We start from the raw sequence: 23,820 nt of genomic DNA, 5'->3' as shown, positions 1-23,820 counted from the left end.
CCCGCCGCCCCCCGCCCCCGCCCCCCCCCCCCCGGCGAGGTCACGAGGCGGAGCGGACCCGTGAGCACGGCTCCGTACGTGACGCGAGGGTCAGCGCGGGGACACGTCGAGCGCGAGGCCCGGCGGCAGGCCGGTGACGGTGGCGTGACCCGCCGCGTCCACGGCGACGCCGATCTCCGCGCCCGCCACCCGCAGCCCCCGGGCCGACAACGCCCCGAGAGGCGCCCCTGCCATGGGCCGCAGCAGCACCCGCCCGGCCGGCACGTCGGGATACAGGCCCAGCGCGGCGTGCGCGATCGTCACCGCCGCGGCGGCCGACCACGCCTGGGGACGGCAGGCCGCCGGGTAGGGCATGGGCCTGCCGAGGCCGGGACGCGGGCCGGCGCCGTCCCCGGCGTACAGCTCGGGCAGCCGGTAGCCGAACGCCTCCCCCGCCGCCAGCAGCCCTTCGGCGAGCCCGGCCGCCTGCGCGGCGAACCCGGCCCTGGCCAGCCCGGCGAGCACGATGGCCGTGTCGTGCGCCCAGATCGAGCCGCAGTGGTAGGACAGCGGGCTGAAGCCGCCGTCGCCGGACGACATCGTGCGCAGCCCGTAGCCGCCGCTCATCATCGGGGCGGCCAGCAGCTTCGCGACCTGGGCCGTCTCCTCCTCCGACAGCAGGCCGGTGCCGAGCAGGTGGCCGATGTTGCTGGTGAGCGCGTCCACCGGCCGCTTGTCGGCGTCCAGCGCGAGCGCGGGGAAGCGCCCGTGCGGGCCGTCCACCCAGAACCGGGCGCGGAACCGCTCGGACAGCGCGTCCGCGTGCTCGTTCCACCGCGCGGCGCCGGGACGGCCGAACGCCTCCAGCAGGGACGCCGCGTTCCTGGCCGCCTCGTACGCGTAGCCCTGCACCTCGACGAGCGCGATCGGCGGCTTGGCCTGGCCGCCGTCGCGGAACCGGATGGAGTCGCCGGAGTCCTTCCAGCCCTGGTTGGCCAGGCCGCGGGCGGAGGTGTCGATGTACTCCACGAACCCGTCGCCGTCGGGGTCGGCGAAGTCGGCGAGCCAGCCGAGCGCGGCCTCCATGTTCGGCAGCAGCGCCGCGACCTCGCGCTCGGGCATCCCCCACCGCCAGGCGTCGTGCAGGAGGCTGATCCACAGCGGGGTGGCGTCGATCGTGCCGTAGTAGGCCGCGGGCAGCCGCAGGCCGTTGCCCTCGACGGTGAACTCGTGCCGCCGCAGCTCGTGCATGATCTTCCCGGGCGCCTCGCCGGAGGCCGGATCCACCCGCGTGCCCTGCCGGCGCGCGAGCACCCGCAGCGTGCCGGCGGCGAGGTCGGTGCCGAGCGGCAGCAGCATCCGGGCGGCCCACAGGCTGTCGCGCCCGAAGAGCGTGAGGAACCACGGCACGCCGGCGCCGAGGAAGGTGTCCTCGGGGGCGCCGGTCTCCGCCAGCCGCAGCGACCGCAGGTCTTCCAGCGACTGGTTCAGCAGCCGGGTCAGCCGCCGGTCGGCGGCGGTGACCTCGGGCCTGCTCCACTCCAGCGCCCCGGCCGGCGCGACGACGACGGCGGCGGGATCGTCCACGACGACCTCCCAGCGCAGCGTCGCCGACCCGCCCGGCGGCAGGCTCAGCTCCCAGCGCAACCGGGCGCCGCCGCCGGTCTCCGCGCGGGCGTCCTCGCCCACGGCCGTGACCCGGATGCCGCCGTTCTCCCACGAGAGGCCGCCGGGACCCGGATCGGGGCCGTCGGGCTCGGCCGGCGTGGTGTCGCCGCCCGACTTGACCACCTCGATCGGCGCGAAGTCGCAGCCCAGCTCGACGGTGACCGAGGCCGTCACGGCCACCGAGGCGGTGGAGGTGATCTCCACGCGCTCGCTCATGCCGTACGCGCCGACCTCGCGGACGCGTTCGAGCCGCACGGTGGGGTCGGGATGGGGGTCCCCGAGCCAGCGGGCGAGCGAGACGAACCGGGTGCGCCCCGCCTCCTCGTGGACGTGGCCGATGGCCTCGGGTTCGCGGCCGTCGACGAGCAGCGTCGCCTGCGACAGCGCCCGGTGATCGGCGTGGAAAAGCCCCTGGACGCCGAAGGGGCGGATCTGGCCGTCAGCGCCGCTCAGCGCCCCGGTCGGCGCCATGACAGTGCTGACCAGCTCGTGCAGTGGCGGTTGCAGGCGGTACGCCGTCCCGGTGGCGAACTCGCCACCCGGGCCGGGCGTGGCTCCGACGAGCACCGATGGGCCCTCCTGGATCGAATCGCCGGCTTTGACCTTGACATGTGGTCGCCGGGGGTGCACATTGCGAAACACTCAGTTTATTTTGATCGATCTAATCATGCCTTACTCCGCCTTGAACGTTCAAACCCCCAGAAGGGCAGGACATGACCGAAAAGGTGACGATCGCCGATGTGGCCCGGCTCGCCGGCGTCTCACGCCAGACGGTCTCGAACGCCCTGAACAGCCCGGACGTCGTCCGTGAAGAGACCAGGCAGCGGGTGCTGCGGGCGGTGGAGGAGCTGGGCTACCGGGTCAACCAGGCGGCACGCCAGATGCGCACCGGCCGGTCCCGGCTGATCGCCATCCGGATCGAGCCCGACCGGGACGGCATCAACGGCTCGGTGCTCGACCGCTTCCTGCACGGCCTGACCGAGTCGGCGGCGCGGTCCGGCTACCGGGTGCTGCTCTACACGGCCGAGGACGACCAGGCCGAGGTCGACACGTTCGAGGACCTGCTCGGCGCGTACGAGCCGGACGCGTTCGTGCTGACCAGCACCCACCACGGCGACCTGCGTACGGCCTGGCTGCTGGACCGCGAGGTGCCGTTCGTCACCTTCGGACGCCCCTGGAGCGCGGACTCCGCGGGCGCCTCCCATGCCTGGGTGGACGTGGACGGCGCGGCCGGCACGGCCGCGGCCACCCGCCACCTGCTCGACGCGGGCCACCGCGTGATCGGCTTCCTCGGCTGGCCGTCCGGCTCGGGGGTCGGCGACGACCGCCGCGAGGGCTGGGCGCGCACGCTCACCGCGGCGGGCGTGGACCCCGCCGGGCTGAGCCGGGCCACCAGCGACGGCGTGGCCGACGGCGAGAAGGCGGCCCACGACCTGCTGCGGTCGGATCTCGGGGTGACCGCGCTCGTCTGCGCCAGCGACTCGCTCGCGCTCGGCGCGCTGCACGCCGCCCGCTCCCCCGGCCTCGCCTGGCGGCCCGGCAGCGACGCCGCGGAACGACCGGTCGCGGTGATCGGCTTCGACGACACGCCGGTGGCCAAGGCCGTCGGCCTGACCAGCCTGAGCCAGCCGCTGGCCCAGGCCGCCGCGCACTGCGTGGCTCTCCTCACCACACTCCTCGACGGCCAGACGGACCCCGGTCAACCACCGGCGAACGTGCTGCTCGAACCCTCGCTGGTCGTCCGCCAGTCGGCGTGACCTGCCCCCTCCCCCTCAACGAAGATCGGGAAATCTCATGAAGAACAGAACCGTACGGACGGCGGCCCTCGGCGCCGCCTGCGCCGCCCTCCTTGCCTCGGCCGCCTGCGGCAGCGGCTTCGACGACGACAAGGCGGCCGCTCCCGCCCAGCAGAGCAGCGGCGCCGCCGACCTGCAGATCCTCATCGGCTCCTCGGGCGACGCGGAGACCACCGCGGTGAAGGACGCCGCGGCGGCCTGGGCGCAGAAGTCGGGCTCGAAAGCGACCGTGACCCCGGCGCAGGACCTCGCCCAGCAGCTCGGCCAGGCGTTCGCGGGCGACAACCCGCCCGACGTGTTCTACGTGGACGCCTCCCGGTTCGCCGACTACGCGAGCGTGGGCGCGCTGGAGCCGTACGCCGACAAGCTGTCCGGGGCGTCGGACTTCTACCCGAGCCTGCGCACCACGTTCACCTACGACGGCAAGTTCTACTGCGCGCCGAAGGACTTCTCCACCCTCGCCCTGGTGATCAACGAGGACCTGTGGGCCAAGGCCGGGCTGGGCGAGGGCGACGTGCCCACCACCTGGGACCAGCTCAAGGCGGTGAGCGAGAAGATCAAGGCCAAGGGCGTCACGCCGCTCGCGATCGGCGACACGCGCGACCGGGTCGGCGCGTTCCTGGTGGAGGCGGGCGGCTGGATCACCAGCCCGGACGGCAAGCAGGCGACGGCGGACACCCCGGAGAACCTCAAGGCCCTCGAGTACGTCCAGTCGCTGCTCAAGGACAAGCTGGCCCAGTTCCCCAGCCAGCTCGACGCGGGCTGGGGCGGTGAGGCGTTCGGCAAGGGCAAGGCCGCGATGACGATCGAAGGCAACTGGATCAAGGGCGCCCTGAAGGCCGACTTCCCCGACGTGAAGTACAGCGTGCACGAGCTTCCGGCCGGGCCCAAGGGCAAGGGCACGCTGTCGTTCACCAACTGCTGGGGCATCTCCGCCAAGAGCAAGTACAAGCAGCAGGCGATCGACTTCGTCGAGGCGATGACCACCGTCGACCAGCAGATGGCCTTCGCCAAGGCCTTCGGCGTCATGCCCTCGCGGCAGTCGGCGAAGGACGCCTACACCAAGGAGTTCCCCGCCGACGGCCCGTTCGTGAACGGCGCCGACTACGCCCAGGGCCCGGTCAACGCGCCGAAGATGGACAGCGTCCTGGCCGACTTCGACACCGGCATCCAGAAGCTCACCTCCGGCGACCCGAAGGCGCTGCTGGAGCGCCTGCAGAAGAACACCCAGGCCGCCCTCGGCTGACGCGAGAGCTGACGCGAGACGGAGCGGGCCCCGGCCGGTCACGGCCGGGGCCACGCCGACCGGAAGGAGTGACCGTGGCCGACACCGCACCCGCACGGGCCACGCGGCCCGGCCCCCGGCTGAGCGCCGCCGTGCGGGAGAACATCGCGGGCTGGCTGTTCGTGGCGCCGGTGGTGGTGATCCTGGGCCTGTTCATGCTGCTGCCGATCCTGATGGCGATGTGGGTCAGCCTCACCGACTGGAACGGCCAGGGCAGCCCGTTCCGCCCGGGCGTGCCGTTCGTCGGGACGGAGAACTACACCCGGCTGTTCACCGAGGACGGCCTGGCCCGCCAGGACTTCATGACGAGCGTGCGGAACAACTTCTACTACGTCGCCATCGTCGTGCCGGCCCAGACGCTGCTGGCGCTGGGCCTCGCCCTGATCGTGAACAGCAGGATGCTGAAGGGGAAGACGTTCTTCCGCGCCGCGTTCTTCTTCCCCTCGGTCACCAGCTCGGTGGCGATCAGCGTCGTGTTCCTGTTCATCTTCGCCAACTCGGGCGCCGTGACCAGCCTGCTGAAGCTGTTCGGGATCGACGGCCCGCAGTGGTTCTCCGACTCGCGGGGCGTGCTCCACCTGCTGCTCGGAGGGCTCGGCCTGGTCGACCCCGCCGATCCGCCGGCGGCGCTGACGGACGGCGGGCCGTTCGGGCTGTCGTGGTGGGAGTGGCTGTCCGGGCCCAGCGTGGCGATGTGCACGATCATCATGCTGGTCGTCTGGACGACGTCTGGAACGTTCATGTTGATGTTCCTGGCCGCGCTCCAGGACATCCCGGTGACGCTGGAGGAGGCCGGCATGCTCGACGGGGCCGGGCGCTGGCAGCGGTTCCGGCACATCACGCTCCCGCTGCTGAAGCCCACGCTGTTCCTGGTGCTGACGCTCGGCCTCATCGCGACCTGGCAGGTCTTCGACCAGGTCTACGTGATGAGCCAGGGCAACCCGGCCAAGACCACCCTCACCCCGGCCTTCCTGTCGTACCAGACGGCCTTCCGCAGCTTCGAGTACGGCTCGGGGACGGCCATCTCGTTCGTGTTGTTCGCCATCATCGTCGTGCTCGCGCTGGTCCAGCGGTGGATCATGCGCGACCGCGACCCCGCCCGCCGTACGAGGAGGTCGTGACCGTGAAACGCCGGGACCCCCGCTCGCTCGCCTCCACCTTCGCGGGCTACTTCGTGCTGGTCTTCTTCGCGCTGGTCTTCCTCTACCCGTTCGTGATCCAGGTCGCGAACTCGTTCAAGACCGAGCCGGACGCCGCCGCGAACGCGCTGTCGCCCATCCCCCACCCCTTCACGACCAGCGGCTACGAGAAGGTCTTCGTCAACACCGACCTGCCGCTCTGGCTGGGCAACTCGGTGCTGGTGACGATCCTGGTCACCGCCGGGCGGGTGCTGCTGTGCTCGATGGCCGGATACGCGCTGGCCCGGATCCGCTTCCGGGGCCGCAAGGCGCTGTTCTCCGCGGTCATCGGGGTCATGGCCGTGCCGCCCGTGGTGCTGTTCGTGCCGAAGTTCCTGGTGCTCAACCAGTTCGGCCTGTACGACAGCTACACGGCCCTGATCCTGCCCCTGATCGTGGACGCCGCGGGCGTCTTCATCATGAAGCAGTTCTTCGAATCGGTCCCGGTGAGCGTGGAGGAGGCCGCACGCATCGACGGCGCGGGGGTGTGGCGGACCTTCTGGTCGGTGGTGCTGCCGATGGCGCGGCCGGCCCTGATCACCCTCACGATCATCTCCTTCCAGGGCAGCTGGAACGAGTTCGCACACACGCTCGTGGCGGTGCAGAGTCCGGAACTGTTCACGCTGCCGCGAGGGATCGCCGACCTGGTGAGCGGCTCGCTCGGCAAGGGCACGCAGTATCCGCTCAAGCTGGGTGCCGCCGTGCTCGCCACGATCCCGGTGGCGGTCATCTTCGTGGTGTTCCAGCGCTACTTCGTACGCGGCGCGAACGAGGGCGCGGAGAAGGGCTGACGCCCTCGTCCTCCGGACCGGCCCCCGCGGAGCCGGTCCGGGGATCTCTTTCAGCGGCCGTCCAGCAGGCGGGCCTGGCAGCCCAGTTCAGCGCCCACCCGGCCGAGCAGTACGGCGAAGCCGTCGCGCGTCCGCGGCCCGAGCTGCCGGAAGAACCCGTTGGCCAGGGGCACTCCCCAGCGCAGGCGCTCGGCCACGTTGCGGACCTGGTGGACCAGCAGCGTGCCGGCCGGATCGGGCGCGAGGCGATACTCGCCCCGATACCACCAGCCCCCCTGCGCGGCCAGCAGGTCCGGGCCCACCTCGACCGTCATCGCGTGACCGGGCGCGGCGAGCACGAACCGGTCCGGCCCGCCCGTGAGCGTCCCGCCGTGCTCCGCCAGCGGGAAGCAATTGTCACGCCCCACCGGCCCCGGCCGTACGCGCAGCAGCAGGCCGGTCACGCGCTCGACCGGCGCCTCGACGACGCCGCGCACCTCGCACAGGAGGGTTCCGGCGGACGTCACGGCGTGCCGACCCGCGTGTTCTGGAACGACGCGAAGCGCCAGCCGTCGTCCTCCCTGACCGCGGTGAACGTCATGATCGAGTCGCGGCCCGGGTCGGCCGTGCCGTCCCGCAGGGCCGAGCCCCCGGTGGTCACGACCAGCGCCACGTCCGGGCTCAGGAGGCGGATCTTCCGCAGCGGCGGCGCGGCGGCGGGCCCGCCCAGCCGGGACCCCTTCAGCGGGCCCTCGAACAGCGCCCGATGGCTGTCCTCGATGGCCCGGCGGCCCTCCATGCGGAGGCCGAAGTACGTCACGTAGTCGGCGTCCTCCGTGAACAGCCCCGCGAAGGCGGCGGCGTCCGCGTCGTTCCAGGCCGCGGTCAGCGCGTCGAGCAGGCGGTGGATGTCGTCGGACATGGTGTGCGGCTCCTCTCGGATGACCGCGAAGCCGCCTATCCTCTGGGGTGCGAGTCCTGATCGGCCGCTTCGCGGTGGTCGGGTCCGGCGCCGGCCGGATGTTGGCGCATCCGGCCGGCGCGTCACTGCGGGTCGAGCTGTCCGGTGTTCGAATCGGCGCTCCAGGAGACCTGGCCGGACCGGATCTCGGCGAGGGTCGCGCGGACCCACTCCAGCTCGGCGGCCTTCATCGCCCGGTCGTACTCCACTTCGAGAACCAGCACGCGCGGCAGTCCTGACCCGGTGAGCGCCGCGATGTGCGCGTCGGCGGAGACGATCGCGCCCTCCAGCGTGGCGGCACGGGTGCTCAGCGCCCGCTCCACCTCGGGAACAGGAAGGCATCCCATCAGCGACACCGCGGCCAGGAAGACCTTGGTGTCGCCGTCCGGCTGTTCCAGCAGGCGGCGGAGCCTGGTGCTCAGCTCGGCCCGTCCCTCCTCGGTCACCCGGTAGACCGTACGCTCCGGCCGGCGGCCCTCCCTGCTGGTTTCCACGGGGGCGATGAGCTCCTCGCGGGCCAGCCGGTCGACCGCGTGGTAGAGGCTGCGCGGCAGGCCGCTGATGTAGTCCTTGTGCGTGTCGATGACGAACCGGTGCAGCTCGTAGGGGTGGGCGGGCCGTACGGACAGCAGGGCGAGCACCGTCAGCCCGACCAGGTCCCTGTCCGCCCGTCCTCGCGCCATCACTCCCTCATTGCCGTATTGCAATCCGCACTATAGCGAGACGCACCTCAGGCGGGAAGCCCTTCCACGAAGGCCCACTCACGCCGTACGGAAGGAGCTGCGGCGGCAGACGGGACACAATGCGGACGAGAAGGAGATCGAGCGCATCCTCTGGGCGGAGGTCCTTCGGCCCGATCTCCTCGTCTGAGCAGCGGAGGGCATGGGCGGATGGACCTGTTGCAGATCAAGTTCTGGGAGGCGGACGACTACCGGCCGAGCACGAAGGGCCACGAACGCCGGTGCGGTTGGGGCGGGTCGTCCTGTCCGTCGCCGGCCGAGTTCACCGTCACCGATCGCGCAGGCGCCCACAACGGCGCCTGCGCGGTCCACGTCGTCGACTACATCAGGGACCGCCTCCGGCACGGTCGCTGACCGCGCCGCGGCCCGCGGTCACCCGGCGGCGGCGGGGTCGGCGGCGAACTCGGCGGTCAGCTCGGCCTGGGCGGCCAGAGCGGCGGCGAGGGCCTCGGGATCGTCGGCGTCGAGCGTCATCGCGCATCCCATACGGATCGCGTCGAGGTCCACCGACCCGCGCCTGGTCGCCCACCACCGGCCGACGTCCGAACGCCAGATGATCCAGCCGGTATGGACCCGTGCGATGTCCTCCAACGTGGTCATGTCACCCATCTCCAACGGCTGCTCGCGGAAGTGGGCCAAGCTAAACGCTTTTGAAGCGGTTGGAGTATCAGCCAGAGGACGTCCAATCACAGCCAGTAGCCACGCGAACACAGAATCTCCCGTAGTGTCAGCGTGTCACGCTGACACAGTGTGCTTGTAGTCGTGCGAGAAGCGGTCAGTACGAGGAGCGGTCAGCGCGAGGAGGGGTGCGACATGCCGGCCAACCACCGCCATCCGCCGAACCGCCGGCTCGCGTGGGAACGCCTGCAGCGCGGGTGGTCCTACGAGGAGCTGTGCGAGCGCATCCGGACGTCCATGAGGTCGTGCGACGAGAAGGACACCGGCCTGACGGCCAACACGGTGCGGCGGTGGGAGACCGGCGAGCGGTGGCCGGATCCGCGCTACCGCAAGCATCTCGTGACGATTTTCGACAAGCCCGCGAGCGAGCTGGGACTGCTCACCCCCGACGAGATGGCCATGCGGCCGGTGACGGAGGTGGTGGACGAGATACGGAGGCTGCTGAGCATGATCGTCGCAGAAGGCATCGACCGCTCCACGTTCCTGCGGGGGCTCCTCGGCGCGGGCGTGCTCGCACCGCTCCTCGGTGAGGACGGCGAGCGTCTTCCCGCGGCCGTGGAACGCGGGCGCGGGGTCGACGCCGAGTCGGCCGAGGCGTTCGCCCGGGTCGTCGACAAGCAGGCCGCCCTCTATTGGACCTCGCCGCCGGACGACATCTTCCAGGCGTCGGTCGCGCACACGCGGCTCGGCATGAGCCTGCTGCGGGCGGCGCCGGAGGGAGCGGTCCGGCAGACGCTGGCCGAGGCGGCCGCGCGCTCGGCTCTGCTGTCGGGAAGGGTCGCCTTCTTCGACCTGAACGACGGCCCCACCGCGGCTCGGCTCTACCGGATGGCCCTGTCGGCGACCCGGGAGTGCGGGGACCATCCGCTCGCCGCCGCCGTGCTCGCCCACGCGGCGTTCGTGCCGGGGTTCGAGGGCAACCGTACGGATGCCCTGGGCCTGCTGGACGCGGCGTTCGCGCACGCCTGGCACGGCGTCGGCCCGCTGACCAGGGCGTGGCTGCACTGCGTGGCGTCGGAGATCTCGGCGCGCTGCGGCGAGCCGAAAGAGTGCATGCGCCACATCGACCGCGCCGACCACATGGTGGACGCGGGCGGCGACGACCCGCCCTGGCTGGACTTCTTCGAGCGGGCCAGACTCGACGGCTTCGCAGGCTACAGCGCGCTGACGGCCGGCAACCACGAGGAGGCGGTCCGCCGGCTACGCAAGGCGCTCGACGACCTGGGCCCGAACGGCGGCAAGCAGCGCTCGGTGCTGCTCGCCGACCTCGCCGCCGCCCACGCCCCCACAGACGGCGACCAGGCCACCGAGCACCTCAGGCAGGCGGTCGAGGCGCTCGAGGACCAGTGGTATGTGATCGGGCACGACCGTGTACGCGGCGTGCTGAAGGTGCTGCCGTCCGCGGCGCAGACGCGGGCGCTGGACGAACGGCTGACCGACCTCGGCCGTTCGAGCCACCCCGAGCTCACGATGTGACCGCGGCCCCCGCTCGCCACGCCGCGCGAAGCGCCTCGATCTCGGCTGGGGAGCTCTCGCGGGCGAACGCCTCGTCGCCCGCCCCCTCGCGCCACCGCCGGGCGACCTGCGCCGCCTCGGCCTGCTCGGCCGGAGCCAGGAACTCCAGCACCGTGAGCGAGCCGCCGCCGTCGAGCGCCTCCGTGAGCGCCACCCGCGGCAGGTACGGGTTGCCGGGGCAGCGGCGGCACAGCTCCAGGAAGGCGGGGTACGCCGGATCGAAGGGGCAGACCCGCGCCGCGAGCATACCGCCCGGCGAGCGCAGCCCGATCGCCCAGTCGCCCGCGCCGAGGGGCGTCCAGCCGAGCCCGACGAGGTCGGCCAGCGCGTCCCGGTGACTCGCCGTCCCCCATGCCCGGCCGAGCAGCGGCACGAGGTCAATGTCATGATCAGCCGTCACCCCGGCAACTCTAAACGCTCATCGCCCGGCTGAGTTTCTCCCAGCCGTCCAGGTCCGCGCGGAGCATTTCGTGGTGGGCCCGGATGCCGTCGACCGCGTCGTCGCCCAGGGCGAGGCGCAGCGGAGGCTCGTCGTGGTCGAGGACCTGGAGGATCGCCTGCGCGGCCTTGGCCGGGTCCCCCGGCTGGGTGCCGTCCATGTCGTCCACCGACGCCCGGGTCGCGCCCGTCGACACCTGGTAGGCGTCGATCGGCTCCGAGCGGTGCATGCGGTGGCCGCCGAACTCGGTGCGGAACGCGCCCGGCTCCACGATCAGCACCCGTACGCCGAAGGGCGCGACCTCGGCGGCGAGCGCTTCCGACAGTCCCTCAAGGGCGAACTTGGCGGCGCAGTAGGCACCGAACCCCGGCATGCTGAGCTGTCCACCCACCGAGCTCATCTGGACGATCGTCCCGCTCCGCTGCCGGCGCAGGTGCGGCAGGACCGCCTTGGTCACGGCCACCGCTCCGAAGAACATGACCTCCATCAGCGCGCGCAGGTCGGCCATGTCGAGCTCTTCGACGGCTCCCACCGACCCGTGGCCGGCGTTGTTCACAACGATGTCGATCCGGCCGAAGGCCGACACGGTCTCGGCCACCGCCGCGTCGATCGACGCGGCGTCGGTGACGTCCAGCCGCGCGGCGCGCACGCGGTCGCCGCCCGTCTCCACCAGGTCCGCCAGCGTCTCGGGGCGTCGCGCCGTCGCCATCACCCGGTCTCCCGCGGCCAGAGCGGCCTCGGCCAGCTCCCGGCCGAAGCCCGCCGAGCATCCGGTGATCAACCACACCCGTCCGGTCATGGTCCCACTCCTCGTCTTCGTGATCAGTGCGACCACTCTCCCCCGTGCCGGTCCCCCGCGGCCAACACACGTTCCCTGCAGCGGTTACAGTCAGAGCCTGTGACCCCCGAGCTGCGTCATCTGCGGTATTTCGTCGCCGTGGCCGAGCATCTGAGCTTCACCGTCGCCGCCCGGGAGCTGCACATCGCCCAGCAGTCGCTGTCGCAGCAGATCGTGGCGCTCGAACACGCCCTCGGCGCACGGCTGTTCGACCGCGACACCCGGGGCACGCGCCTGAGCGAGGTCGGCCGCGTGTTCCTGCCCGAGGCGCGGGCCGTCCTGACCCGCGCGGACGCGGCCCTGGAGACCGCCCGCAAGGCGGTGCGCGGTGAGATCGGCCGGCTTCGGGTGGCCTTCCTCGTCTCCACCGCGAACTACATGATGCCGCCGGTCGTCCGCGCGTTCCGGGAGCGGTATCCGGACGTCGAACTGCTCGCCGAGGCCGTCGGCATCGCCGACCTGGTGGCGGGCCTGCGCGAGGACCGGTACGACGCGGCGTTCACCCGGCCGCCGCTGGTCGACGACCTGGCGACCGCGACATTGGTCGCCGAGCCGGTCTGCGCGGTCCTGCCGGTGGGCCACCCGCTCGCCGGGCGGGCCGCGCTGCGGCTCGCCGATCTGGCCGGCGAACCGTGGGTGCTCACCCCACGCGGCTCGTGGGAGCCGTGGCACCGCAAGTACGACGAGGACTTCCGCGCGGCGGGCTTCGAACCGCGAGTGGTGCAGCGGGCCGACGGCGTGCCGAGCCTGCTCGGCCTGGTCGCCGCCGGCGTCGGCGTGACCCGGCTCGCCCGGTCGGCACACAGTTTGCGGCGCACCGGGGTCGTGTTCGTGCCGCTCGCCGGTGAACAGGCCAAGACCGTCATGGCCTGGCATCCCGCGCGCGACCGGCAGGCCGTACGGAACCTGCTCGACGTGGCGGCGGAACTGGCCGCCTCGACCGACCTCACCGAGGCCGGTTGAGCGATCAGTCGCCGTTGTGCTTGCGGATCAGGGCGGGCAACTCGGCCAGTGAGTCGACGTGGAACAGGCACGCCCGGGCCGCCGCCTCGTCGCTGAGGATGTGCCCCCACGGACCCCGCCGTACGAGGGCGGTGCGCAGCCCGGCCTTCTGGGCGGGCCGGATGTCGTTGTCGAGGCGGTCGCCCACGTAGAGGACGGACTCCGCAGGGCAGCCGGCCTCCGCCACCACCCGGGTGAAGAAGGACGCGTCCGGCTTCTCCACGCCCCAGCCGTCGGAGGTGCCGATCACGTCCACCGGCAGGTTCAGGGCGCGAAGGATGCCCTCGGCGCGGGCGGTCTGGTTGCCGGCGAGGCCGACGCGCAGCCCCATCTCCCGCAGCTCGGCCAGGCAGGGCCGGGCGTCGGGGTAGAGGTTCTCCTCGCCGAACGTCTCTGCCTGGCCTTCCCTGGCCCGGCGCTCCCGCTCCCTGTGCAGGTCGAAACCGGGCCGGAAGTGCTGGAAGGTGTCCCGGTAGTCGCCGCCGCGTGCGATCACGGCGCCGAACACGGCGGAGAAGGTGTGCCGCGGGACGCCCAGCCAGTCGGCCCAGGTGCCGTACTCGCGGGTTTCGTCCACCAGGGTCTCTCCGACGTCGAAGAAGACCGCCTCCAGCCGCATCGGTACCTCCCGTCTCTTACGCTGCATGCACCCTACGCGGATACGGTCGGTCTCCACTGCCCGGTTGGACAGGACCGAAGCGCCCACGAGACCGAAGAAGGTTCGGTTTCGGCATGGACAGGAGACGGGCGCCGGAGACAGGCTGGACGGGTACGCATGACGAGCCTTGGGAGCCGCGATGAGCCTGTCCGACCTGCAGCCCGTGCCCGCCGACCAGCTCGCCTTCCGGCTGCCGCCGACGTTCGGCACCGTGGAGGAGGAGCGACGCCACCGCAAGGAGCGGCTCGCGGCGGCGCTGCGCCTGTTCGGGAGGTTCGGCTTCGAGGAGGGCGTGGCCGGCCACATCACTGCCCGGGACCCGGAGCACACCGATCACTTCTGGGTGAACCCGTTCGGCATGTCGTTCAAGCAGATCAAGGTCAGCGACCTGATCCTGGTCAACCACGAGGGCCAGGTGGTGGAAGGCCGCTACCACGTGAACCAGGCGGCGTTCGCCATCCACTCGATGGTCCACCAGGCCAGGCCCGACGTTGTCGCCGCCGCCCACTCCCACTCCGTGTACGGCAAGGCCCTGTCGGCGCTCGGCACGCTGCTCGAGCCGCTGACGCAGGACGCGTGCGCGTTCTACGAGGACCACGGCCTGTTCGACGACTACACCGGGGTGGTCGTGGAGACCGAGGAGGGCCGCCGCATCGCGCAGGCGCTGGGCTCGCATAAGGCGGTGATCCTGCGCAACCACGGGCTGCTGACCGTGGGCGACAGCGTGGAGGCGGCGGCCTGGTGGTTCATCACGATGGAGCGCAGTTGCCAGGCGCAGCTCGTGGCCAAGGCCGCCGGGCCGACGGTGCCCATCTCGCACGAGAACGCCAAGCTCACCCATGGTCAGATCGGCAACGACTTCGTCGGCTGGGTCAACTTCCAGCCCCTGCTGGACCAGATCCTCGCCTCCGACCCCGATCTCCTCGATTGACCGGCCTCCCTGGTCCCGGCCGGCGCCGGGGCCAGGGAGGATCGGCTACGGCATCGGCACGGTGTCCTTCCACGTCGTGCCGGCGCCCCGGAAGGCGTTCACCCTGGAGGTGATCTCGGCGGGAGCCACGACCTCGTTCTTGCTGAAGTAGAACCAGTCGACCTGCTGGGTGTAGGCACGCGGTGTGGCGCTGCCCAGCAACCCGCCGCTGATGAACCAGAGGTTGAAGTTCACCGACTGCGGCGTCTCGGGGTAGTAGTCGCCGCCGTGCTCGGCGAACAGCGTGCCGTCGATGTAGTAACGGACCGTGCCTCCCGAGACCTGCAGCACGAGGTCGTGCCAGCCGGCGTAGCTCGCCGTCTGCTCGGTGTGCGTGTTGACCGCGAGCCAGGGCTCGTTGCGGTAGGTCTCCCAGGTGGTCGTGTACATGATCGGGCCCTGCGCGCCCCAGCCGCCGTTCGGCAGGTATTCGAAGTCCTGCTCGCTGTAGTCCGGATCGAGGTCGTACGCCAGGGGCGTGATGGTGAAGAACGTCTCCACGATGTTGTCGCCGTCCGGACCGCTGTCGGGGGCGTCGGCGAACTTCACCCGCGCGGCGTACGTGCCCTCGAAGAACTTGCGCTGGTGCAGGAACTCGGCCTGCGAGGTGCCCCCGGCGGTGCCGTCGGTGGCCGCCCGCAGCTGCAGGGCCTTGTTGCTCCCGCTGACGACGGGGAAGCTGACGTTCGACGCCGGCCAGCTCGCCCCGGGGACGCCGGGGCCGCCGCTGTTGGTCCGCACGGTCCAGTTGTGCGCGGTGATCTGGGGGTCCGACGAGGAGGCGTACGCGAAGTCGTCGAAGACGACCCCGCTGCCGCCACCGGGGCCACCGGGCGAAGGCGAGGTGGAAGGCGACGGGGACGGCGAGGGCTCGGTCACGCCGGCCGGCGGGGTGCCCCACACCAGCGTGCCGCCCTGGTGGACCGTGACCTTGTCCCAGTCGCCGTACGTCGTCCTGGTGGGGCCGAAGGAGTAGTCGTCGCTCTGCCGGATCGTCTGCCAGTCGGACCGGTAGAAGCGCAGCTGCAGGTCGCCGGTCGAGGCGCCGGCCGCCAGGCTGCCTGAGGTGAAGCCGACCTCCAGGTAGCGGTCGGCCGCAGAAGTCCCGGAGATCGTCTGGAAGGTCCCGGTGACGGTCGAGCAGGAGACGACCGCCCACGAGCAGGCGAAGCGGTACTGCTGCGCCGGCGAGTCGGCGGTGAAGTAGTAGCGGATCTTCACAGTGTTCAGCGGCACCGCCGTGGTCCCGCTGTTGACCAGGTCGAACCACGGCTCCGCCTGGTCGGCGGTGGCGCCGGTGGCACTGGTCTTGTAGCGCAGGCGCAGCGACTGGGCCGCCTGCGCGGGCAGGGCCACCGCGAGCGCGGCCAGCAGGACGGCCGCGAGACCGCCCCATAAGAGCTTTCGTGACACCGCAGTCTTCCTTTCGTGGGGGGTGGACCCTTTCGGGTGGGTTGCGGAGTCAGGGGATGACCGGCCCCGGCCGGACGCCCAGGGACTCCAGGTGGGGGGTGAGCCTGCGGAGGAAGCCCGGGTAGTCCCCCGCCGTGCCCCAGGCCACCTCGGCGAAGGCGCACAGCCGGGGGAAGGCCATCGCCTCGACGTGCCCGGGCGTGGGCATGTACTCGGTCCAGAGCTGGCACTGCACGCCGAGGATCCGGCCGGTGGCGCCCTCGGGGGCCGGGGGCGGCGTGAACGCGTAGACGTCGGCGAGGGAGAGCACCCGGCCGTGCGGCCCCGGCGCGTCGGCCGGATAGTCGAAGTAGGTGCTGGTGTGCGGGGTCAGCACGACGTCGAGCCCTTCGAGTGCCGCCCGCGGGCCGCTCTCGTGGTCGAGCCAGGTCATCGCCGTCACGCCGGGCGGCCCACCGGGTTTGTCGTACCAGTGGATCGGACGCCGGCCCCGGGAGGTCACGTACGCGCCGACGGTGGCGGTGAACCACGCCCGCGCCGCGTGCGGGCCCGGCAGGTCGAGCTCGGCGACCCGCCGCAGCGCCGCCTCGCTGCGCTCCCACTCGTCCGCCGGGCACTCGTCGCCGCCGAGGTGGACGTACTCGCCGGGGAACAGGTCCATGACCTCGTCGAGCACGTCCCGGCAGAAGCCGATGGTCGCCTCCTCCAGGTTGAACACGTGCGGGCTGATCCCCCACGAGTCCCAGACCGGCAGGTGACGCGACGGGTGGTTGCCGAGCCAGGGATAGGCGGCGACGGCCGCCTGGGCGTGTCCCGGCATCTCGATCTCGGGCACGATCGTGACGAACCGGTCGGCGGCGTAGGACACGATCTCCCGGATGTCCTCCTGGGTGTAGTGCTCCCCGCTGACCTCGGTGAGCCGGGGATAACGCTTGATCTGCAGCCGCCAGCCCTGGTCGTCGGTCAGGTGCAGGTGCAGCCGGTTGAGCCGGTGCACCGCGAGCAGGTCGATCAGCCGCAGCACGAAGTCCTTCGGCATGAAGTGCCGGGCGACGTCGAGCATGACCCCGCGCCAGGAGTGCGCGGGCCGGTCGGTGATCCGGCACAGCGGCGCCTCGCGGCCAAGCGCTGCCAGGGTGCGCAGGCCGTAGAAGCGCCCGGCGGGTCCCCCGGCGGCGAGTTCTGCGCCGTCGGGGGTGACGTCGATCCGATACCCCTCCTCGCCCAGCCGGGGATCGTCGGGCGCGTGCCGTACGAGGCCGTCGTGGAGCGTGACGGTTCCCCCGAGCACGGCCACCTCGCGGGGCCGCGGAATCATCATCTGGGTCATCCCTTCACCGCGCCCGCGATCATCCCGGAGGACACGCGGCGCTGGAGCACGAGGAAGACGAGCAGGACGGGAAGCATGAACAGCGTGGCGGCGGCCATGGTGGCGCCCCAGTCGGTGCCGAAGACGTTGCTGAACCCGGACAGCCAGATCGGCAGCGTACGGTCGCCCTGGTCCTTGATCATGAGGGCGTTGGCGAAGGCGAACTCGTTCCAGGCCGTGATGAAGCCGAACAGCGAGGTGGACATCAGGCCCGGCGCGAGCAGCGGCAGCACCACCCGGCGGAACGCCTCGGCCCGGCCGCACCCGTCCATCAGCGCGGCCTCCTCCAGCTCCGGCGGAACCGCCGCGATGAAGCCGCGCAACGTCACGATCGTGAACGGCAGGGTCGTGACGAAGTACACGAGCGTCAGCGTCGGCAGCCGGTCGAGCATGTCCGCGTCGCGGGCGATGATGTAGACCGGCACGAGCAGCGCCGACCAGGGGGCGGTCTGGGCGACGAAGACCATCAGGACGAACCCGCGCCGGCCCGGCCAGCGCAGCCGGGCCACGGCGAAGGCGGCCGGCAGCGCCACGACCAGCGCGAGCAGCACCGCGCTGACGGTGACGGCGAGGCTGTTGCGCCAGAACGTCCAGAACCCGGCGGCCCGTACGGCCGTGGCGAAGTGGTCGAGGGTCGGCCGGGCGGGCCAGAACGCCGGGGTCTCGGTGAGGATGTCCACCGTCGGCTTGAACGCGGTGATCACCATCCAGTAGACGGGGAACACCGACACCGCCAGCACGCATATCGCGGCCAGATTCAGCGTGGCCCGCTTCACGCTCCCTCCTCTCTGAACATGCGGCGCAGGTGGACGACCAGCACCGCGAGCAGCATCAGCACGGTGAGCGTGGAGACGGCCGACCCCAGGTCGTACCGGTGCAGCGACTGCGCGATCTGGAACGCGTAGACCGGCAGCGTGGCGGTGGCGCCGCCGGGGCCGCCCTTGCTGATCGCCCAGATCTGCGCGAAGCAGGTGAAGACCCAGATGATCTCCAGCGACGTGATCAGGCCGAACAACGGGCGCAGGATGGGGAACGTGACCCGGCCGAAGACCTGCCAGGGCCCTGCCCCGTCGATCCTGGCCGCCTCGTACAGCTCGCCGGGGATGGTCGTGAGGCCCGCGTAGAGGGTGAGCGCGGCGAACGGCACCGACTGCCAGACGACCAGCGCGACCAGGATCGCGAACGTCGCCCCACCGTCGGCGAACCACGTGTAGTCGCGGAAGGACTCGAAGCCGAGGTGGACCAGCAGCCAGTTGACCACCCCCAGGCGCGACTGGAAAAGCCACTGGAAGATCGTGGTCGCGGCGAGCACCGGCGTGGCCCAGGTGAGCACCATCCCGCTCATGACCGCCAGCCGCATCCGCCGCCCGAGGTGCGGCAGCATCAGCGCGACGGCCGTGGAGATCACCATGATCAGTGCGACGTTGGCGGCGGTCCACAGGAAGGTGCGCCGCACGACCGCCCAGAACTCCGGCCCGCCGAGGGCTTCGGCGTAGTTGGCGAGCCCGGCGAAGTCCGCTCCGCCCCTGATCAGCTCGCCCAGCCGGAAGTGCTGGAAGGAGATCACGACGCTGCGGGCCAGCGGGTAGACGAGCAGGCACGCGAAGGCGGCCAGGGCGGGGGCCACCAGCAGGTAAGGCCAGAGAGTGCCCTTTCCGCGGGTTCTCGCCTCGATCCTGAGGGCAGGACGGGCCGCCGTACGGGCGAGGGTGCGCGCCATGTCAGGACTTGGTGTTGAGGATCGTGGTGATCACGTCGGAGGCCGCCTTCGCCTCGGTGGCCGCGTCGCCGCCGGTGAGCACCTTGGTCATGTACTCCTTGATGACGTTCCTGGCCTCCACGGCCGCCCAGTTGGGCGAGTTGGGCGTGGCGTGCCCGACCGCGGCCCCCGCCGCCATCGCCGCCGTGGCCTCGTTCCCGCTCAGGACCCCGGCGTACGAGGTCCGGTTGGGGACGTAGCTCATCTCCTTGGCCATGTCGAGCTGGAACTTCTCCCCGGCCAGGGCCTTGACCACCTCGTACGCCTCGTCGGGGTGGGCGGACGCCTCGGGGATGATCAGGTCGGACCCTCCGGTGAAGACGGCGCCCGGCTTGTCGGCCGTCTTGCCGGGGATCGGGAAGAAGCCCAGCTTGCCCTTGAGGTCCGGGTTGGCCTTCTCGATCGCGACCGCGCCGCCGGGGGCGGAGATGATCTGCGCGACGTCGCCCTTGCCGAACACGTCGGCCTGCGGCGGCCTGGCCTCGTCGGAGTCCCTGGGCCCCTTGCCGAGCGCCTGGAGGCGCCGGTAGAACGCCATGCCGGCGAGCGCCTGCGGCGTGTCGAGCACGCCCTTCCAGCGGTCGCCCTCCTTGACGGCGAGGTCGCCGCCCTCGTCCCAGACGAACCCGGCGAGGGTGTACCAGTTCTGGCCCGGCAGGTAGATGCCCTGCACGCCGCCCTTGTTCAGTTTCGTGGTGACGTCGATCCACTCGTCGCGGGTCTTCGGCGGGGTGGCGACGCCGGCCTTGGCGAACAGGGCCTTGTTGTAGACGACGACGCGGTTGGCGGCGTACCAGGGGATGCCGTACTGCCTGCCGTCGATCTTCCCCGGCTCGGCCAGGCCGGGCAGCCAGTCGGAGCCGCCCAGGTCGGCGACCTCGCCGGTGAGGTCCCTGACCCCGCCGCTGGCGGCGTACTCGGCGACCTGGGTGTTGCCGACCTCGATGACGTCGGGGGCGTCCTTGCTGGCCAGCGCACTGGTGACCTTCTGCCCGATGCCGTCCCACTCCTGGATCTGGACGTTCAGGGTGATCCCCGGATGCGACCGCTGGAAGTCGTCCGTGAACCTCTTCACGATCGCGTCCGACAGGCTGTCGCGCATGAACCACACGGTCAGCGTGGTCGCGCCGGTCTTTCCGGATGTCCCGGGCTCGGACGCCGAGCCGCATCCGGCGAGCGCGAGGCTGGTCGCGGCCGCCACGGCGAGGAGGCGGTATCTCATCGGTCCTCCCACTGGTCAATTATTGGTAAACCGTTGAGAGGAGAGTGGTCTTAACCAATCAGGCTGTCAAGAGGCGAAATTTCGGGATATTCCCAGGCACGACGATGGGGGGATTGGTCAACTACTGGTAAGGTCTGGGACGTGCAGAGACTTCCAGCGGGCCTCAAGCGCGACCGGGTCAGAGACGTCCTGCTCGACCTGATCGCCGACAAGGAGCCCGGCACCGCCATCCCCTCCGAACGCGACCTGTCCCGGGAGCTCGGCGTCTCCCGCCCGACCCTCCGCGCGGCGATCGACGGGCTCGTACGGCAGGGCATGCTCGTGCGGGAGCACGGGCGGGGGACGTTCACCGGCCGCCGGAAGGTCACCCAGCCCCTCGCGGCCGGCGACGACTCCTTCCACGCCCCCGCCGCCGAGGGAAACTGGCTCAGCCGCATCCTGGAATTCGAGTCGGCCCCGGCCACCGCCCGGCTGGCGCACCGACTGCAGGTCTCCCCCGCCGACTCGGTCCTGCGCGTCGTACGGCTCCGCCTGGTTGACGACGAGCCGATGGCGATCGAGCGCATCCACCTGCCGCATCGCCTGGTCGAGTCCCTGCGGCCCGACGACATGGTGTCCGGCTCGTTCTACCGGTTCCTGCGCACGAGGTTCGGCATCGACGTCCGCCGCGCCACGCAGAGCATCGAACCGACCGTCACCGACGAGACCGAGGCCGAGCTGCTCGGCGTCCCCCAGCACGCCCCCGCCCTGCTCATCGAACGCACGGCCCGGGAGGCCGGCGGCCGGGTCGTGGAGTTCACCCGGTCCATCTACCGTGGCGACCGCTACCGCATCACCTCAGAGCTCCACTTCGACGACTCCTCCGGCTGACGCGACGCGAATCGTCACGCAGAGTACGCGAGAAAGTCGAAAACAGTGATCGGCGAGCTTCTGATCGGCCAGACTGGATGCCGCACAACCCCCAGAAAAGGCGATGGGGAGCGGCCCTTCCGGGCGACTCCCCTGCCTAAGTCCTCTTGAGACTACTTCCCCGGCGGGTTGTGTGCAACCAGTAACGCCGCGATCACACAGTCGAAGGGGTACGTCGCCGATGGGAGCAATCACCAGCAGGCCCGGCACGGGCACGCTGGTCAACGCGCGAGTGCTGGAACTGCTCGAATCCTGGCGCCCCTGGCATCGCCGGCTGTGGGACGTGGGAACCGTCCTCGCCCTGCGCGAGGCGGTGGAGGCGGCCGACTGGGTGGGACGTCACGTCCTCTCGCAGTCCTCGCTCGCGTGGTACGCGCGGGAGTCGCTGCTACCGAGGCTCAAGACCGACAGCGCATTGGGCGACGGGCAGATCCGCCGGCATCTTCATCAAGTCTGCGCCAGACCGATCAAACCGGGTGCCCGCAGCCAGCGCACGCTGGCGCTCCTGTCCGACCTTGTCGCCGACGGCTATCTCAGACGTTGGCAGGCAATCCTCGCCGCCGGTTCCGTGCATGTGGAACGTTCCGCCCGCTGCATCGCCGCTCACCTGCTGGACGAGGGTTTCCACCAGGATTTCCTCCGCCGCGAGGTCAAGTCACGGCTCGATGGATCGAGCGATGCGGTCGATTTGATCGATCTCCTCATCGAACTCGAATCCCGGGGCGAGACCGAATACGAGGGGGTGATCGTCCTCCAGGACAAGGTGCCCGCCCCGCAGGTCGCGCTCAAGTCCCGGCACTGGCTGTCACAGGAGGATGTACGCCAGCGCTTGATCATGGAGTTTCCGCAGGTGACGGGTGTCCGCGCGAGCGGGGGCCTGCTCTTCCGCGTACGGGCTCGCGATCATGTCTCGGCGGTTCAGCAGGTGACCGAGTCGTTCGACCGCGTCCGGAACAGGGTGCGCTATCGGCGCGGGCAGACGGCACTCGATGTCCATCCCAAAGTGTTCATCTCGGGGCTGGCCGAACCGCAGGACTTCCGGCGGGGTGACCCGGCGGTCACCGTGCTGTCGCTGGAACGCGTCGGCGTGCTCTACGACCTGCCCGACGCCGGCGCCCACGGGCTGCGCATCGACGACGCGCTCGAACTCGCCGCGCCGCTCACCGAGAGCTCCCCGAGCACCGCCGTGGCGGGAGCCTGGGCCGCCGTCGAATCGCTGCTCTTCTGCGACACCGACGAAGCGGACCGCGAGGAGGGGCGGGCGGTGGCCGCCGACCGGGCCGCCGCCCTGGTCACCGCGGGCTGGCCGCGCGCCGAGTTGACCGCGCTGAGCTACGACCGCCGGATCCGCGAGGAAGATCCGCGCCTGCGCCGCGACCTCGACGCGGTCGGCGACAACAACCGCGAACGGGCGCGGCGGATGGTCCGGTGGCTGCTCGCGGAGCCGACCGTGCGCGTGGACGACCCCGTGACCACGGCCACCCTCGGGCGGATGCGAGAACTCGTCGCCGCGCCGTCCGTGACCCTCGGCCGCGTGGAGCGCTATCTGCGCGGCTGCTTCCGGCGCCTCTACCGCCAGCGCAACATCGTGCTGCACGGCGGTTCGACGCGTTCGGTCGCGCTGCCGTCCACCGTACGGACCGCCGGACCGCTCGTCGGCGCCGCACTGGACCGGCTCGCGCACGGCCACGCGGTCTCGGGCATCGCCCCGCTCGACCTGGCCGGCCGCGCGGAGTTGGCCCTGCGGGTGGTCGAGGACGCCGACGGCTGGGGGGTGCACGAGCTCCTCGACGCCTGAAGCGCGGAGGCTACCACCCGGCGGGGCCGCTCCCCATCGCCTTTCCCTCCGCTATGAGTCCCACCGGAAGGCCGGTTCGCTGACAGCGTGGGCAGGGGCTCTTGCCGGGGGCTCCGCGCGGTCCGTACGGTCCGGGCATGGCCACTCTTCCTTCGACCGAGCCGGCACTGGCGGTGGTGCGGGCCGCCACAGGCGACGAGCGGCAGGTGCTGGAGGCGTTCCTCGACTTCCTCCGCGCGATGGTCGTCCGCAAGGCCCAGGGGCTGTCCGAGCAGGACGTACGCCGGCGTCACGTGCCGTCGGCGACGACGCTGGCCGGGCTGATCAGGCACCTGACCATTGTGGAGCGGAACTGGTTCGGACGGGTGCTGGCCCAGGACCCGGCCATGTCGCCTCCTTCGGAGAAGGACGCCGACATGAGCTTCGCGGTCGGTGACGACGACACCATCGAGTCCCTGATCGCGGCGTACGAGCAGGCCTGCGCCGGCTCGCGGCGCATCGCCGCCCGGTTCCCGCTCGACCACGAGGTGCCGCACGAACAGGTCGGCCTGATCTCGTTGCGCTGGATCTACGTCCACATGATCGAGGAGACCGCGCGGCACGCCGGGCACGCGGACATCCTCCGGGAGCTCACCGACGGCGCCACCGGATCCGTCGTCTGAGCGCCCCGCCTCGTCGAAGCAGCCGGCCACGCGGGTTCGGGGCGGCGAGTTCGCCCCGCCCGTACGGCACGGCGTCCACGTGTCCAGGGCCGCCCGGACCGCGCCGAGCGCCACTCCCTGCCGCCGGCACAGGTACGCCCTCGGCTCGTCCGAGATCTCGCGGGGGCCCGGTGCGTGCCATGCCTCCCGGCGGATCGGTGAAGCCGGATGT

At 71.3% G+C, this 23,820-nt stretch carries 24 protein-coding genes; 11 read left to right on the top strand and 13 right to left on the bottom strand.

Annotation, left to right across the window (positions count from 1 at the left end; translation table 11 throughout):
- Nucleotides 1–90 precede the first annotated feature (90 nt).
- The gene (locus ABZ857_RS14845) at nt 91–2,214 is read right to left on the bottom strand and encodes a glycogen debranching N-terminal domain-containing protein (RefSeq protein WP_357043011.1); all 2,124 of its coding nucleotides are present in this window, start codon (nt 2,212–2,214) and stop codon (nt 91–93) included.
- Between the two features lie 146 nt (nt 2,215–2,360).
- Between ABZ857_RS14845 and ABZ857_RS14840 the strand changes: the two genes are divergently transcribed.
- From ABZ857_RS14840 to ABZ857_RS14825, 4 genes are all read left to right on the top strand, one after another.
- The gene (locus tag ABZ857_RS14840) at nt 2,361–3,404 is read left to right on the top strand and encodes a LacI family DNA-binding transcriptional regulator (protein ID WP_357043010.1); all 1,044 of its coding nucleotides are present in this window, start codon (nt 2,361–2,363) and stop codon (nt 3,402–3,404) included.
- A 37-nt stretch (nt 3,405–3,441) separates the two neighbouring features.
- Nucleotides 3,442–4,689, top strand: a complete 1,248-nt coding sequence (locus tag ABZ857_RS14835) for an extracellular solute-binding protein (protein WP_357043008.1) — start codon at nt 3,442–3,444, stop codon at nt 4,687–4,689.
- A gap of 74 nt (nt 4,690–4,763) precedes the next feature.
- Nucleotides 4,764–5,849, top strand: a complete 1,086-nt coding sequence (locus tag ABZ857_RS14830; protein WP_357043005.1) for a sugar ABC transporter permease — start codon at nt 4,764–4,766, stop codon at nt 5,847–5,849.
- Nucleotides 5,846–6,697 carry a carbohydrate ABC transporter permease gene (locus ABZ857_RS14825; protein WP_357043003.1) on the top strand — a complete coding sequence of 284 codons (852 nt, stop codon included), beginning with the start codon at nt 5,846–5,848 and terminating at the stop codon, nt 6,695–6,697. The genes ABZ857_RS14830 and ABZ857_RS14825 overlap by 4 nt, the downstream gene beginning before the upstream one ends.
- A 50-nt stretch (nt 6,698–6,747) precedes the next feature.
- Here the strand turns inward: ABZ857_RS14825 and ABZ857_RS14820 are convergent, their stop codons facing one another.
- From ABZ857_RS14820 to ABZ857_RS14810, 3 genes are all read right to left on the bottom strand, one after another.
- Nucleotides 6,748–7,203 (bottom strand): hypothetical protein, encoded by a 456-nt coding sequence (locus ABZ857_RS14820; RefSeq protein ID WP_357043001.1) that lies wholly within the window; start codon nt 7,201–7,203, stop codon nt 6,748–6,750.
- Entirely contained in the window at nt 7,200–7,598 is a 399-nt protein-coding gene (locus ABZ857_RS14815) for an SgcJ/EcaC family oxidoreductase (protein WP_357042999.1), read from the bottom strand. Before ABZ857_RS14815 ends, ABZ857_RS14820 begins: the two co-directional genes overlap by 4 nt.
- Nucleotides 7,599–7,720: 122 nt before the next feature.
- Entirely contained in the window at nt 7,721–8,320 is a 600-nt protein-coding gene (locus ABZ857_RS14810) for a PadR family transcriptional regulator (protein ID WP_357042997.1), read from the bottom strand.
- Between the two features lie 207 nt (nt 8,321–8,527).
- Between ABZ857_RS14810 and ABZ857_RS14805 the strand changes: the two genes are divergently transcribed.
- Nucleotides 8,528–8,731: a hypothetical protein gene (locus tag ABZ857_RS14805; protein WP_357042995.1), complete on the top strand. Its 204-nt coding sequence runs from the start codon at nt 8,528–8,530 to the stop codon at nt 8,729–8,731.
- Between the two features lie 18 nt (nt 8,732–8,749).
- Here the strand turns inward: ABZ857_RS14805 and ABZ857_RS14800 are convergent, their stop codons facing one another.
- Nucleotides 8,750–8,977, bottom strand: a complete 228-nt coding sequence (locus ABZ857_RS14800; protein WP_357042993.1) for a hypothetical protein — start codon at nt 8,975–8,977, stop codon at nt 8,750–8,752.
- A 213-nt stretch (nt 8,978–9,190) separates the two neighbouring features.
- Here ABZ857_RS14800 and ABZ857_RS14795 point away from each other — a divergent pair, with 213 nt between their 5' ends.
- On the top strand, nt 9,191–10,531 hold the full coding sequence (locus ABZ857_RS14795; protein ID WP_357042991.1) for a helix-turn-helix transcriptional regulator: 1,341 nt from the start codon (nt 9,191–9,193) through the stop codon (nt 10,529–10,531).
- Here ABZ857_RS14795 and ABZ857_RS14790 read toward each other — a convergent pair.
- Together ABZ857_RS14790 and ABZ857_RS14785 are read right to left on the bottom strand one after the other, a co-directional pair.
- Nucleotides 10,521–10,970 (bottom strand): hypothetical protein, encoded by a 450-nt coding sequence (locus ABZ857_RS14790; protein ID WP_357042989.1) that lies wholly within the window; start codon nt 10,968–10,970, stop codon nt 10,521–10,523. The two genes, ABZ857_RS14795 and ABZ857_RS14790, sit on opposite strands and share 11 nt — an antisense overlap.
- Nucleotides 10,971–10,980: 10 nt before the next feature.
- A complete protein-coding gene (locus tag ABZ857_RS14785; RefSeq protein WP_357042987.1) occupies nt 10,981–11,808 on the bottom strand; it encodes an oxidoreductase in 828 nt (275 codons plus the stop codon).
- Nucleotides 11,809–11,907: 99 nt separating this feature from the next.
- Here ABZ857_RS14785 and ABZ857_RS14780 point away from each other — a divergent pair, with 99 nt between their 5' ends.
- A complete protein-coding gene (locus tag ABZ857_RS14780; protein ID WP_357042985.1) occupies nt 11,908–12,810 on the top strand; it encodes a LysR family transcriptional regulator in 903 nt (300 codons plus the stop codon).
- A 4-nt stretch (nt 12,811–12,814) separates the two neighbouring features.
- Here the strand turns inward: ABZ857_RS14780 and ABZ857_RS14775 are convergent, their stop codons facing one another.
- Nucleotides 12,815–13,468, bottom strand: coding sequence for an HAD family hydrolase (locus ABZ857_RS14775; protein ID WP_357042983.1), 654 nt, complete (start codon nt 13,466–13,468; stop codon nt 12,815–12,817).
- A 178-nt stretch (nt 13,469–13,646) separates the two neighbouring features.
- Between ABZ857_RS14775 and ABZ857_RS14770 the strand changes: the two genes are divergently transcribed.
- The gene (locus tag ABZ857_RS14770; protein WP_357042981.1) at nt 13,647–14,438 is read left to right on the top strand and encodes a class II aldolase/adducin family protein; all 792 of its coding nucleotides are present in this window, start codon (nt 13,647–13,649) and stop codon (nt 14,436–14,438) included.
- Between the two features lie 45 nt (nt 14,439–14,483).
- On the opposite strand, the gene ABZ857_RS14765 is transcribed toward ABZ857_RS14770, so the two are convergent.
- The 5 genes from ABZ857_RS14765 to ABZ857_RS14745 are packed head-to-tail and all read right to left on the bottom strand — an operon-like array spanning nt 14,484 to nt 20,240.
- On the bottom strand, nt 14,484–15,890 hold the full coding sequence (locus ABZ857_RS14765; RefSeq protein WP_357042980.1) for a cellulose binding domain-containing protein: 1,407 nt from the start codon (nt 15,888–15,890) through the stop codon (nt 14,484–14,486).
- Nucleotides 15,891–15,939: 49 nt separating this feature from the next.
- Nucleotides 15,940–17,211 (bottom strand): beta-N-acetylhexosaminidase, encoded by a 1,272-nt coding sequence (locus ABZ857_RS14760; RefSeq protein WP_357042978.1) that lies wholly within the window; start codon nt 17,209–17,211, stop codon nt 15,940–15,942.
- A 5-nt stretch (nt 17,212–17,216) separates the two neighbouring features.
- Nucleotides 17,217–18,035, bottom strand: coding sequence for a carbohydrate ABC transporter permease (locus ABZ857_RS14755; RefSeq protein WP_185949256.1), 819 nt, complete (start codon nt 18,033–18,035; stop codon nt 17,217–17,219).
- Nucleotides 18,032–18,979, bottom strand: a complete 948-nt coding sequence (locus ABZ857_RS14750) for a sugar ABC transporter permease (protein ID WP_357042975.1) — start codon at nt 18,977–18,979, stop codon at nt 18,032–18,034. Before ABZ857_RS14750 ends, ABZ857_RS14755 begins: the two co-directional genes overlap by 4 nt.
- A gap of 1 nt (nt 18,980) precedes the next feature.
- Complete coding sequence (locus ABZ857_RS14745; RefSeq protein ID WP_357042973.1) at nt 18,981–20,240, bottom strand: sugar ABC transporter substrate-binding protein; 1,260 nt, start codon at nt 20,238–20,240, stop codon at nt 18,981–18,983.
- Between the two features lie 141 nt (nt 20,241–20,381).
- Between ABZ857_RS14745 and ABZ857_RS14740 the strand changes: the two genes are divergently transcribed.
- The 3 genes from ABZ857_RS14740 (at nt 20,382) to ABZ857_RS14730 (ending at nt 23,609) form a co-directional block, all read left to right on the top strand.
- Nucleotides 20,382–21,110, top strand: coding sequence for a GntR family transcriptional regulator (locus ABZ857_RS14740; RefSeq protein WP_357042971.1), 729 nt, complete (start codon nt 20,382–20,384; stop codon nt 21,108–21,110).
- Nucleotides 21,111–21,330: 220 nt separating this feature from the next.
- Nucleotides 21,331–22,947, top strand: a complete 1,617-nt coding sequence (locus tag ABZ857_RS14735; RefSeq protein ID WP_357042969.1) for a hypothetical protein — start codon at nt 21,331–21,333, stop codon at nt 22,945–22,947.
- A 137-nt stretch (nt 22,948–23,084) separates the two neighbouring features.
- The gene (locus tag ABZ857_RS14730; protein ID WP_357042967.1) at nt 23,085–23,609 is read left to right on the top strand and encodes a DinB family protein; all 525 of its coding nucleotides are present in this window, start codon (nt 23,085–23,087) and stop codon (nt 23,607–23,609) included.
- The last annotated feature ends 211 nt before the right edge of the window (nt 23,610–23,820 follow it).

The sequence above is a fragment of the Microbispora sp. NPDC046933 genome, from assembly GCF_040644635.1.
Lineage (GTDB): Bacteria > Actinomycetota > Actinomycetes > Streptosporangiales > Streptosporangiaceae > Microbispora.
Note: the sequence above shows the minus strand (reverse complement) of the source record. Positions and strands in the feature narration are given on the sequence as shown.